The organism is Micromonospora sp. NPDC049044, assembly GCF_040649215.1.
GTDB lineage: Bacteria > Actinomycetota > Actinomycetes > Mycobacteriales > Micromonosporaceae > Micromonospora.
Genome location: NZ_JBEZFA010000005.1, coordinates 193,985 through 206,417 on the forward strand (window position 1 = coordinate 193,985; position 12,433 = coordinate 206,417).

Consider the following 12,433-nt stretch of genomic DNA (forward strand, 5'->3'; position numbering starts at 1 on the left):
GCCGCCGTCGCCGTGTCGTCGATGAGGGTGAGGGCGAAGCGTGCTGCATCGTGCCTCCATCGGTGGGGTTCAGACGGTGGTGGGGGTGCTCCAGCGCTGGTTGGCGCCGTTGGTGCACTGCCAGAGGATGAGGCGGGTGCCGTTGGCGGTCCCGCCGCCGTTGGCGTCGAGGCACTTGCCGCCGGTGCGGTAGCTGCTCGTGGCGGCGTCGTAGGTCCAGCGCTGGTACGTGGCGGTGGAACAGGTGCGGATCACGATCGCGGTGCCGTCGGTGAGGCTTCCGTTCGCCGGCTCCAGGCACTTGCCCAGGGCGGTGAGGGTGCCGTCGTTGCGGTGGGTCCATGTCTGGTTGGGCCCGCTGTTGCAGTCCCAGAGGTTGACCGCGGTGCCGTCGGTGGTGTTGCTGCCGGGGATGTCGATGCAGCGGCCACTGGCGGTGCCGGTGATGGCGCCCTTCTTCGGCCCGTAGACCTCGAACTCCCACAGTGAGTAGCCGAACGTGGTGGCCCGTTGGGTGCCCTGCATGCGTACGTACCGGGCGGTGGTGTTGAGCACGTGCTCGTCGGTGCCGCCGTCCCCCGCGGTGACTGTCACCGCCGTGGTCCAGGTGGTGCCGTTGGTGGAGGTCTGGATCTGGTACGCCCGCGCGTAGGCGGCCTCCCAGCGCAGTGCGACGCGGGACAGCTCCTGGCTGCTGCCGAGGTCGACCTGGATCCAGCTGGGGTCGGTGTAGGCCGAGGCCCAGCGGGTGCTGATGTCGCCGTCCACCGCTGCCGACGCCGGGAAGCTGGCCGTCTCGGTCGACGACGCGGTCGCCGGGCGGTTGGTCGCCAGGTTGGCGGTCGCCACCGCCGGGCCGCCGGGAGCCCGGCCGATGCGGTCGATGATCGGGGTGAAGGCGGTGTACGTGGCGACCGGCTTCGGCGAACCCCAGGTCTGCTGGGCGATGACGCGCAGGATGGTCCGGATGCCGGCGGCGATCTGGTCCTCGGTCTCGGCGTCCGGGTAGTCACACCAGATGTGCAGCACCGTGCCGAGGTTGCGCGCCGGAGCGTTGACGGTGTTGTTGCCCTGGAAGCGCTCCGGCGTCCAGGTCTCGTACGCCCACGTCACGTTCGGCTTGCTGATGGCGGGGACGTAGTAGGTGGGATCCCACGCCTGGTTGGAGATGGTGTGCCCCCGGTCCAGCAGGGCCTGCGGGGTGATGCCGTAGTTGTACCAGACCTCGACGTGGATGTTCGACGCCGGCCGGATGGTGCCGTCGGTGCCGATGCCGTCGTTCCACATGCGGGTGGTCTTGCCGCCGGCACGGACGATGTCGTTGGCCCAGTTGATGAAGCCGTAGTAGACGTCCTTGGCGATGGCGTTCGGCCCGTAGGTCGCGCGGGCGTACGTCAGCAGCTGCGGGTAGGCGGCGTAGTTGCCGACGTACTCGTCCGCGCCGATGTGCCAGTACCGGCCGGGGAACAGCGGCAGGAACTCGGTGATGAGGTCCCGGGTCAGGGTGTAGGCACCGGGCTTGGACAGGTCGAGGTAGTAGGGGTTGCGGTTGCCGTTGGTGTCGGCGAGTTGCAGGTCCGGGTGGTCCTCCAGGATGGCGTTCATGTGGCCCGGCATGTCGATCTCGGGCACGACCTCGATGTGGTACTGGGTGGCCAGAGCGATGAGCTCGCGCATCTGCTGCTTGGTGTAGTACTGCTCCGACATCACCTCCGGGTGGGTGGTGCTCTCCAGCCGGAACCCCTGCGAGTCTGACAGGTGCAGGTGCAACCGGTTCATCTTCAGGTAGGCGAGTTCCTTGATGTGCCGGCGGAGCCAGTCGACTGTGAAGTACTTGCGGCCCACGTCGACCATCAGGCCGCGTTCGGACTTGGTCGGGGAGTCGGTCGTCGTGCCCGCCGGGACGGTTGTGGACTGCTTGAGCAGTTGCAGCACCGTGCGGGTGCCGTAGAAGGCGCCGGCGTCGGTCGAGCCCTGGATGGCGATGCTCGACCCGACGGTCATCGTGTAGCCCTCGGCGGATTGGCTGCCGCCCAGGGTCAGCCGGATGTCCCCGGTCGCCGCGGCTCCGGTGGCGACCGCGACGGTGCGGCCGGTCAGGTCCCGCAGGTCTGCGGCGAAGGTCGCCGCGTCGTCGTTGAGCTGGGCCGTGTAGGCGCTGTCGACAACGATGCGGGACGTCGCGCCGAAGGTGTAGCTGCCGGTGCCCGCCGTCCACTGCTTCAGCGCCGGGATCACCTGCAGGTCACCCGGTACGGCCGAGGCCGGTGTCGCCGGCACGGTCAACAGTGCGGCGGCGAGGACCACCACCGCTCCGGTGACGCTGATACGTCGAAGACGCATGAACCGTTCCTCTCGGTAAAGGGTTGGGAATCAGCAGGACGCCGGGTTGGCGGTGCTGTCTGTCGCGTACGCGGTGAGCGTCGCGACCTGCGGTACGCCGCGTGCGGCGGTGACCCGCAGCCGCAGCCGGTCACTCGTCACGGCGGTGGACAGCGGAACGATCCGCTTGTAGCCGACAGTTCCGGCGGCGGCGACCTGTTGCCAGCCGCCGTTGATCCAGGCGTCCACGGCGAACGCCTCGACGCGCTGGCCGTTGCCGACCGACTCCTGCACCAGCACCCGGTCGAACGTGCGGGCCCGGCAGGCGGTCAGCTCGACAGCGCCGGTGACGGCACCACCCGAGGGCGACCAGTAGGTGCCCAGGGCCGCGTCGGTGAGGGTGGCGTGGGTGCCGGTCGCACCCGCCTTGGCGAACAACTCCCGGCCGTAGCGGGCGCGTTGCGCGGTGCCGAACCCGTCGAGGGCGCTGACGTCCGGCGCGTCGATCACACCGGCCCGGTTCGGCGGGACGTTGAGCAGCAGGTTGGCGTTGCGGCCCACCGCGTTCTCGTAGAGCTGCATCAGCGCGGCCGGCTGCTTGACCGAGCCGTTCTGGCCGGAGTGCCAGAACCAGCCGGGCCGGATCGACACGTCCGCCTCGGCCGGGTACCACGACAGGTAGGTGATCGAGCCCAGGTTGCGGCCGATCAACGCACTGGAACCCAGGTCGCTCGACGCGGCGCCGGCGAGCAGGTCGTCGTCACGGTTCAGCGCGCCGGGATCGGTGCCCCGGAACGGCAGTGCGCTCCACTCGTCGGCCCGGAACGCCCCGGACTCCGACCCGACCCAGCGCACGTCCGGCCCGTTGATCGCGATCGTGGCGTTCGGTTGCAGTGCCCGGATCAGCCGGTACCAGTCGGCGACCTGGTACGGCTGCGGGTACGCGGTGTACGGGTTGGCACCGTCGAACCACACCTCGGCCATCGGCCCGTACTCGGTGAGCAGCTCGTAGAGCTGGTTGAGGAAGTAGGCGTTGTAGTCGTCGGCCTGGTACGCGTACGTCTGGGTCGGGGTGCGGGTGTCGCCGGCGACGAGCGTCGGGATGCTCACCGCCCGCTTGGCGCTGCCGTTGCCGAACCGGTCGCCGCCGCGCCGGCCGGGGATCTCCGCGCCGTCGGCGGGGGAGAGGTAGAAGCCGACGGCGAGACCTGCCGCGCGGGCGGCGTCGACGGTCGCCCGCAGGATGTCGCTCTGGCCGGTCCGACCCCACCAGGGGCTGCTGCGCACCGAGTGGGTGCTGTAGCGCGACGGGTACAGCAGGAACCCGTCGTGGTGCTTGACGGTGAGGATGACCTGCTTGAACCCGTTGCGCTTGAGCACGTCCATCCACTGCGCGGGGTTGACTGTCGTCGGGTTGAACAGGGCCGGGTCCTCGTTCCCGCTGCCCCACTCGACGTCGGTGAAGGTGTTCATGCCGTAGTGCAGAAAGGCCGTCAGCTCCCGCTGCTGCCAGGCCAACTGGGCGGCCGACGGGACGACCTGGGCCGCCTTCTGCCGGATCCGGTCGACTGTGTCGCACCTGTCGACGGTGATGACGGTGGCCGGGCTGACCGGGCCGCTGCTGCCGGGGTTGCCGGCGCAGCCGGGCGGCGGTGGTGTGCCTCCGCAGACCGGCGCGTCGAGCTGGAAGTCGACAGGACCGGCGGCGCCAGTCATCGTCGCGAGTGCGATGGCGTCCACGGTGCCGTGCCAGCCACGGTTACGGGTTCCGGCGTCGTTGCCGAACGTCAGCAGACCCTGCGACGCGTTGGCCGCGGCCACCGGAGCGGTGACGGTGCTGCCCACCTGGCAGCCGTTGACGTACGCGACGAGCCGGGCCGCCGAGTCGTTCACGTACTCGTAGGCCAACGCCACGTGGGTGTCCTGCGTGTCGGGCAGGTTCGGCCCGCTCTGGCGGGTGTCGTAGTACGGGGCGTCCGGCCCGTACATGCCGAACTCGGTGGCGGTCTGCGAGCCGCTGGCGTAGCGGTAGTAGCCGCCACCGGCGAGGCTGAGCACCGTGTCGAAGGTCAGCGTGGCACCGCTCTGACGGCGTACCACAGCCTCGGCCAGCAGGCTCCTGTTGACGTACTTCGTGCTGGTCACCGGGATCCGGGGGGAGAACCCGATGCCGGTGCCACCGCCGGTGAGGGTGACCGACGTGCCGCCGATCGTCTCGCTGCCCGCCAAGCGGGTGAGCTGCCCGTCGACCAGTTCGCCTGTCGACGGCGTGTAGCCGGTGGTGGAGGTGAACGTGCCGCTGAAGCCGACGTCGAGAAGCGGTTGGTAGTCGGCGGCGGCGACCCGCCACTGCTGGTTGGTGGCCGTGCCGCAGGGCCAGAGGATGACTGCTGTGTTGTTGGTGGTGCCGCCGCCGTTGGCGTCGAGGCAGGTGCCGGTGGCCTGGTTGCGCAGTGTCCTGGCTGTGGTGTCGTAGGTCCAGCGTTGGTTGGTGGCGGTGCCGCAGGTGGTGATGGTGGCGGCGGCGCCGTTTGTGGTGCTGGCGGCGGCGAGGCACTTGCCACGGTTGCGGATGGTGTTGTCGCCCTGCCGGGTCCAGATCTGGTTGGTGGCGCCGGTGCAGTCCCAGAGGATGAGGGTGGTGCCGTCGGCGGTGGCACCGCCGGGCACGTCGACGCAGCGCCCGCTGGCCACCCCGGTGATCGTGCCGTCCCCCGGTGCTGCGGCGGCCGGTGCCGCCGGTGGGGTGAGCTGGACCAGGCAGGTGGCGAGCACTGCCAGAGCGGCCAGGGCGGCACTGCTCGCGCGCGAACGGTGGCGACGCAGGGTACGGGTCATGGAGCGTCCTCTCCGGGAACGGGCAGGGAGGGCGGTGCGGTGGTGGCGTCCGGCAGACCGGTAGGTGCTACATCAGCCACTGTTGGTTGGTGGCTGTGGTGCAGGGCCAGAGGATGACTGCTGTGTTGTTGGTGGTGCCGCCGCCGTTGGCGTCGAGGCAGGTGCCGGTGGCCTGGTTGCGCAGGGTTCTCGCTGTGGTGTCGTAGGTCCAGCGTTGGTTGGTGGCGGTGCCGCAGGTGGTGATGGTGGCGGCGGCGCCGTTTGTGGTGCTCGCGGCGGCGAGGCACTTGCCACGGTTGCGGATGGTGTTGTCGGCCTGCCGGGTCCAGATCTGGTTGGTGGCGCCGGTGCAGTCCCAGAGGATGAGGGCGGTTCCGTCGGCGGTGGCCGCCCCCGGTACGTCGACGCAGCGGCCACTCGCCACGCCGGCGATCGTGCCGGTCGCGGCCGTGGAGACGGCCTGGTAGCGGTGCCCGGCCTCGGCCGTGAACGTGACCCGGTCACCGGTGCGGGTCACCGGCACTGTCTGGTTGGTGGTGAGGTCCACCAGCGACGCGGTGGCCAGCATCGGGTTCCGGACGGTGAGGGTGCCGCTGCTGCCGGCGGTGAGCGTGATCCGGCTGGCCAGGCGGTTGCGCCACTCGGCGTCCACTGTCACGTTGCCGCGCGCCTTGAGACCGGTCACCGAACCGGTGGGCCAGGCCGCCGGCACGGCCGGCAGGACGTCGACGACGCCGTTCTGGCTCTGCAACAGCATCTCCGCGATGCCGGCGGTAGCACCGAAGTTGCCGTCGATCTGGAACGGCGGGTGGGTGTCGAACAGGTTGGCCAGCGTACTGCTCTTGAGCTGCTCGCTGAGCATCTTGTGGGCGTGGTCGCCGTCGAGCAGCCGAGCCCAGAAATTGATCTTCCAAGCCTTGCTCCAGCCGGTGCCACCGTCGCCGCGTGCCGTGAGGGACACCTTGGCGGCGTCGGCCAGGGCCGGGGTGGTCAGCGGGGAGATCTGCCGTCCCGGGTGCAGGGCGTACAGGTGCGAGACGTGCCGGTGGTCGTTCGTGGGGCTGTCCCAGTCCGCCTTCCACTCCTGCAACTGGCCCCAGGAACCGACCCGCAGGCCGGGGTCGAGCTTGCTCAGCGTGGTCTGCCACTGCGCGCGCAGGGTGGCGTCGACGCCGAGCGTGGTGCTCGCCTCGATGGTGTTGGTGAGCAGGTCCCACACGATCTGCTCGCTCATCGACGCGCCGGCCGAGAAGTCGCCCTGCTCCGGCGAGTAGCTGGGCGTCACGACCAGCTTGCCGTCGCGCGGGTCGACGCGCAGGTTGGCCCGCCAGAACTCGGCGGCCTCCTTCATCGCCGGGTACGCCTGATCCCGCAGGAACGAGGTGTCCCGGGTGAAGCGGTAGTGCTCGTAGAGGTGCTGGCACAGCCAGGCCGCGGCCTCCGGGAACCAGAAGGCGGTGGCCCAGTCCTGCACACCGGTGAAGCCGTACGGGTTGGTGCTGAGGTGCGTGACCCAGCCGGTCGTACCGTAGATGTTCTGCGCGCTTGTCCGGCCGGGTGCCCGCAGGGCGTCGATGAAGTCGAACAGCGGTGTGGCGGTCTCGGTGAGGTTCGTGGTCTCCGCCGGCCAGTAGTTCATCTGGACGTTGATGTTGGTGTGGTAGTCGGCCTGCCAGGGCGGGTTGTTGGAGTTGTTCCAGACGCCCTGGAGGTTGGCCGGCAGGGAGCCGCCGCGCGACGACGCGATGAGCAGGTACCTGCCGAAGGAGAAGTACAGCGACTCCAACGCGCGGTCCTGGGCCCGTCCGGCGGCACCGGTGTACGCCGACCGCAGCTCGTCGGTCGGGACGTTCGGCATCTGCCCGCCCACGGTGAGCCGGACGCGGTCGAAGAGACTCTTGTAGTCGGCGAGGTGGGCAGCGCGCAGCGCCGCCCAGGTGGAGGCCGCAGCGCCGTCGACCGCCTGGGTGACCTGGGCGTGCGGGTCCGCGCCGCGATAGGTGGGATAGGTGTCGGCGTACGACGTCGCGGCCGACAGCACGATGAACGCCGAGTCGGCGCCCGTGACGGTGATCCGGTCGGTGCCGTCCGTGCGGGTGCCGCCCGTGGTTACCACCCGGTACTGGGTCTCGTGGATCAGCCCGTTGCCGGGCAGCGTGCCCCGGGTGGTGATCCGGCCGTTCGCCACCGTCACGGTGCTGCCGGACTGGGCCGAGGCGGGACGCAGGACGAAGGAGACCTTCCCGGTCTGACTGGCGGACAGCCGGGAGACGATCACGTTGCGCGGGTGGCTGGCGAAGTACTCACGCTGGTAGGTCACCCCACCGTGCGAGTACGCGACGCTGGCGGTGGCCTCGGCGAGGTCCAACTCGCGCCGGTAGCCGCTCACCGTCGTCGGTGTGCCGGTCATGTCGAGGTACATGTCGGCGAGGTTCTGGTACGAGCCGAACGCCGTCGCCGGCTGGCCGAGGGCGGTGGCGACCGAGCCGGCCGCCATCCGTCCGTCCCGGTCGATCTGGGCCTGTACGCCGGCCAGAGCTCCGGGCCGTGGTGACGTCCAGTTGCCGTGGTTGTATCCGGCGGTGCCGGGTCCACCGGTCCACAGGCTCTTCTCGTTGAGCTGAAGACGTTCGGTCTGGACGCCTCCGAAGACCATCGCGCCGAGCGCGCCGTTGCCCAGCGGCAGCGCGTTGCTCTCCCAGTTGGCGGCGGGCTCGTCGTACCAGAGCGCCAGCGCGGGATCGGCGGCGGCAGCGGCTGGAGTCGCGGCGACGGACAGGGAGGTCAGGCAGGCGGCCACGAGAAGGGGCACGGCTGCGGCGCACAGGATGGTCCGGAGACTGCTGTTCTCGAACATAGGGCCTCCTCTATGTAGAGGAGAGTTAACGTGGGATGTTTATTTTTGTCAATGGCCCGGACTCATTCGTCTGATGTGTGCGGCCAGAGGGGACGATCGTGACCCGCATGGAGACCCGTCAGCCCAGCTCGATCTGTCGCAGGCGCGAGGGGCGTCTGACAGACATCAGATGTCAGAGGTCATGGAATCGGAAACACCCGATGTTTCCTCTTCGGAATCCGTCGCCGCTGCCGGCGTCATCGACCCGGCCGACTTCAGGGTCGAGTTCGTCGGCGAGGGCGGTGAGCTGCGTTGTGAGCCGCTGACGCGCTGCGCTGCGGCGGTTCGCGGATGTCGTGCCGGCGCGGTCGTTTGCGATGTTCACGGGTCAGCGGAACTTCCCGGGCTGGCCCCAGCCACTGCCGGTCATACCCCGCCCCCAACCCGGCGAGACCCTGAGCTCCTACGTCCGCCGCCTCGCCCACGTCAACCACCTACGACCCCAGCTGCCTACGCCGCTACCTCTGCGCCCCACCCGGCCATCAAGGATCAGTACGCGCCGCACGCCTGGCCGTGCTCACCAACCGCAACCGTCGACGCCCTGACCCGCCACTTCACCGCCCTGCAAACCGAAGCCCCGCCCCACCGCCTGCACCCCGAAGCCGAGCTGCCCATACCACCTCAACTGGGAACGGACAGTGGTGCAGCTTCGACGAGTAAGGTGCTCCCGCGAGGAGCGCGCGGTCGGGCGTGGGTAGCCGGACCGCCCGCACGTGCTGACCGTCGACGCGCACCATCTACCGCTGGGAAGAACCGCCCGCGTACGCCTCGTTCGACATCGACCGCGAGAGGTGGGACTGCCGGTGTGCCTGCTCGCCGGCAGCTACGGACGGGTCCTGGCCGCGCTGCACGAGGTGTTGCCGCAGCTCACCGACGCGGCATCCCGGGCGCTCTTCGGGGGCACCGCCGCGCGTGTCTACCGGCTCAGGGTGTAATCCTCGCGGTCACGGCAACGGCTCACACCTACCCGGAGGCAGCGATGGCGCTCACCGACGAGGCGATCGGCAAGATCAAAAACATGATCACCTCGGGCGAACTCGGCCCCGGCGACCGACTGCCCAAGGAGACGGACCTGGCCCGGCGACTCGGCCTGTCCCGAAACTCCCTGCGGGAGGCGGTGAAGGCGCTGTCCATCATCCGCGTCCTGGACGTCCGTCGGGGCGACGGCACCTACGTCACCAGCCTCGCTCCACAGTTGCTGCTCGACACGCTCGGCTTCGTCGTGGATTTCCACCGCGACGACACAGTGCTGGAATTTCTGGAGGTCCGGCGCATTCTCGAACCAGCCGCCACCGCGATGGCCGCGCAACGGATGGGTGCTGAGGACATCGCCGACCTCCAGGCGATCCTCGACAACGTCGACGACACCAGCGACGTCGAGATGCTGGTCGCCAACGACCTGGAATTCCACCGCCAGATCGCCGTCGGCGCCGGAAACGCGGTGCTGTGCTCGCTGCTCGACGGGCTCTCCGGCCCCACCACCCGGGCCCGCATCTGGCGCGGCGTCACCCAGGTGGGCGCCGTCACCCGGACCCGTGAGCAGCACCAGGCGATCGTCGACGCGATCACGCTCGGCCAGGCCGATCTGGCGCGTTCCTGGGCGACCGTGCACGTCGCCGGTGTCGAGGAGTGGCTCCGCCGGGCACTGTGACCGACCCCCCGCGCGACCTCGGCGCTACCGTGCCGAGGTCGTCGAACGCCGGTCGAACCCGTCGCGTCGAATCGGGTGCGGTGACACTCCTATGTATAGGGAGCATCATCGGAACGCCGATGGCGCCTCGCGTCAGTCCAGTGTCGATTCCGACGACGGTGGCGGTGTCGACTCAGGACTGCACGATGCGGGCGATGCTCGCCCGGATGGGCGCGTAGTGGTCGGCGATGGCGGCCTGCAGGCCGGCCACGTTGCCGGCCGCTATCGCGTCCACGATCGCCCGGTGACGGTGGGCGGTGATCAGCCGGTCCTCCGGCTCGGTGCGCAGCGTGGGGGCGACGATGGCCTGCACCTGCCAGAACGCCTCGGTCAGCTGGAGGATCAGGTCGTTGCCGAGGGGTTCCAGCAGCTTCACGTGGAAGGCGCGGTCGACGTCGAGGAAGTCCATCCCCTGGGCGGCGAGGCTCTCCATCTCGTCGACGAGGGTGGAGAGTCTCGCCAGGTGCCCGCTGTCGAGAACGGCGATGACCTGGGCTGCCAGCCCCTGTTCCAGGGTCTGGCGGACGTCGACGACCTGCCCCAGGACGTGGTGGTCCTCCTCGCCGCTCAGCAGGCCGCGGAAGGTCAGGCCCTCCACGAGCGCGGCGAGGGACATCCGGCCGACGAAGGTGCCGTGACCGTGCCGCACCTCGACGATGTCGAGCGCGGAGAGGATCTTGACGGCCTCGCGGACGCTCGAGCGGCTCGCCCCCACCGCGTCGCACAGCTCCGCCTCGGTGGGCAGGATGTCTCCGGGCTTGAGGCGATTGCGCAGGATGTAATCCTTGATCTTGGTCGCCACCTCCTGCCGGCGGGGACCCGGGCGCTCCGCACCGCGTAGCGGGGATGCGTCAATGGTCGTCATCTGCCACTTGCCCTTCGTTCACGGATCTGACACGCTCACCCTATCGGCATCAGATGTCTGACGTCAGACCCCATTAACCTTCGAATCCCTCAGCGCGAGCGGCGACGCAAGCGCAATGAAGAGCCTATGGAGGCAGCTACGTGAGCACCACCGTTGAGCCAAAGGAGAGTCGGCGCTTGCCCCCGCGCCGGTTCCGCTCGCTGGCCGTCGCATCCACTGCGGCAACCCTCGCACTCGGGCTTGTCGCGTGCAGTGGCGGCCCCGCCTCGACCAACGCCGTCGAGGGCGGTAACGGGGGTGCGACCTCGATCGAGACCACTCTGGCGTTCACCCTCTCCAGCGGGTTCGACCCGGGGAACGCCTCGTCGGCGGTGGCGACCGCGGTCAACCAGCACATCTTCGAGGGTCTGATCGATCTCGACCCGGTCACGCGGGAACCTTACCGTGCCCTGGCCAAGGAAGACCCGGTGGCCAGCCCCGACGGGCTCAAATACACCGTGGCGGTTCGGGACGGCGCGAAGTTCTCCGACGGCACGCCCGTCACCGCCGAGGACGTCGCGTGGTCGTTCCAGCGCGTGCTGAAGCCGGCGGACCCCAAGGCCCCGCCGCTCATGCAGGGGTTCGTGTCGTTCATCGACTCGGTCACCGCCAAGGACGCGACGACCGCCGAGTTCACGCTGAAGTACCCGTTCGCGCTGTTCGACGAGCGGATCTCCGTGATCAAGATCGTGCCGAAGGCGAAGACCGCGGATGTCGCCGCGTCGAAGGCCTTCGACACGGCGCCGATCGGCTCCGGCCCCTTCAAGCTGGACAGCGCGTCCAAGGAGTCGGGCGTCAAGCTCAGCAAGAACCCGAACTACAACGGCTCGAAGCTGGCCAAGGTCGAGACGATGACGTGGAACACCACGTCGGAGGCCTCCGCCCGGGTGTCGGACCTGCAGGGCGGCCGTGTCCAGGCCATCGAGTCGGTGCCGTACCTGAACGTCGACTCGCTCAAGGACAAGTACAAGGTCGATGTGAAGCAGGCCTTCAACCAGGTCTTCCTCATGTTCAACACGGCTGCGGCGCCGTTCAACGACAAGCGGGTACGTCAGGCGCTGCACTACGCGATCGACAAGGACGCGGTCATCAAGACCGCGCTCAACGGCTACGGCACCCCGGCGACCAGCTACCTGGACGAGGGCAACAAGGACTACCAGAAGGCCGCCACCGTCTACGACCTCAACGTGGACAAGGCCAAGGCCCTGCTCGCCGAGGCCGGCGTCACCAACCTGTCGTTCCAGCTCGACACCACTGACAACTCCGCGGTGAAGGACGTCGCTCCGCTGGTCATCGAGCAGTGGAAGAAGATCGGCGTCAACGCCACCCTCAACACGGTGCCGTCCTCGGCCATCTACGGCGACATCGTTCCGAAGGACACCTTCCGGGTCCTGATGGCCACCGGAGACCCGAGCGTCTTCGGCGTCGACAGCGACCTGCTGCTGCGCTGGTTCTACTACGGCGAGACCTGGCCGGGCCTGCGTTACCGGTGGAGCGCCGCCGACCGTAAGGCCATGGCCGACCTGCTCGACAAGGCCGCGCAGACCTCCGACGAGGCGGCCCGCAAGGCCCTGTGGGGGCAGGCTCTGGACAAGGTCGCCGACGAGGTCCCGCTGTATCCGATCCTGCACACCAAGGTCGTCACCGCGTACGACCCGGCGAAGCTCTCGGACTTCTCGGGCGCGTCGACCACCGGCCTGTACTTCCTGGGCACCGGCCGAAAGGGCTGAGCCCGCTTCGGGGGCCCGACCCTGGCCCCTCCGCGTCCCGCCCAGCCCCTGTC

The 12,433-nt window shown here is 69.2% G+C and carries 8 protein-coding genes; 3 read left to right on the forward strand and 5 right to left on the reverse strand.

Going from position 1 to position 12,433, the window contains the following annotated elements; genetic code table 11:
• Positions 1-69 precede the first annotated feature (69 nt).
• The 4 genes from AB0B85_RS06115 to AB0B85_RS06130 all read right to left on the reverse strand — a co-directional run bounded on the left by AB0B85_RS06115 (position 70) and on the right by AB0B85_RS06130 (position 8,381).
• A complete protein-coding gene (locus tag AB0B85_RS06115) occupies positions 70-2,343 on the reverse strand; it encodes a family 20 glycosylhydrolase (RefSeq protein ID WP_357404084.1) in 2,274 nt (757 codons plus the stop codon).
• Positions 2,344-2,373: 30 nt separating this feature from the next.
• Positions 2,374-5,160, reverse strand: a complete 2,787-nt coding sequence (locus AB0B85_RS06120; RefSeq protein WP_357404086.1) for an alpha-L-fucosidase — start codon at positions 5,158-5,160, stop codon at positions 2,374-2,376.
• A gap of 67 nt (positions 5,161-5,227) precedes the next feature.
• The gene (locus AB0B85_RS06125; RefSeq protein WP_357404088.1) at positions 5,228-8,017 is read right to left on the reverse strand and encodes a glycoside hydrolase N-terminal domain-containing protein; all 2,790 of its coding nucleotides are present in this window, start codon (positions 8,015-8,017) and stop codon (positions 5,228-5,230) included.
• A gap of 172 nt (positions 8,018-8,189) precedes the next feature.
• Entirely contained in the window at positions 8,190-8,381 is a 192-nt protein-coding gene (locus AB0B85_RS06130; protein ID WP_357404090.1) for a hypothetical protein, read from the reverse strand.
• A gap of 466 nt (positions 8,382-8,847) precedes the next feature.
• On the opposite strand from AB0B85_RS06130, the gene AB0B85_RS06135 reads away from it, so the two are divergent.
• Positions 8,848-8,991, forward strand: coding sequence for a hypothetical protein (locus AB0B85_RS06135; RefSeq protein ID WP_357404092.1), 144 nt, complete (start codon positions 8,848-8,850; stop codon positions 8,989-8,991).
• A gap of 44 nt (positions 8,992-9,035) precedes the next feature.
• A complete protein-coding gene (locus tag AB0B85_RS06140) occupies positions 9,036-9,707 on the forward strand; it encodes a FadR/GntR family transcriptional regulator (protein ID WP_357404094.1) in 672 nt (223 codons plus the stop codon).
• Between the two features lie 172 nt (positions 9,708-9,879).
• Here AB0B85_RS06140 and AB0B85_RS06145 read toward each other — a convergent pair whose 3' ends face one another.
• Positions 9,880-10,611, reverse strand: a complete 732-nt coding sequence (locus AB0B85_RS06145) for a FadR/GntR family transcriptional regulator (RefSeq protein WP_357404096.1) — start codon at positions 10,609-10,611, stop codon at positions 9,880-9,882.
• Between the two features lie 140 nt (positions 10,612-10,751).
• On the opposite strand from AB0B85_RS06145, the gene AB0B85_RS06150 reads away from it, so the two are divergent.
• Positions 10,752-12,380 (forward strand): ABC transporter substrate-binding protein, encoded by a 1,629-nt coding sequence (locus AB0B85_RS06150; RefSeq protein WP_357404098.1) that lies wholly within the window; start codon positions 10,752-10,754, stop codon positions 12,378-12,380.
• Positions 12,381-12,433: the final 53 nt, after the last annotated feature.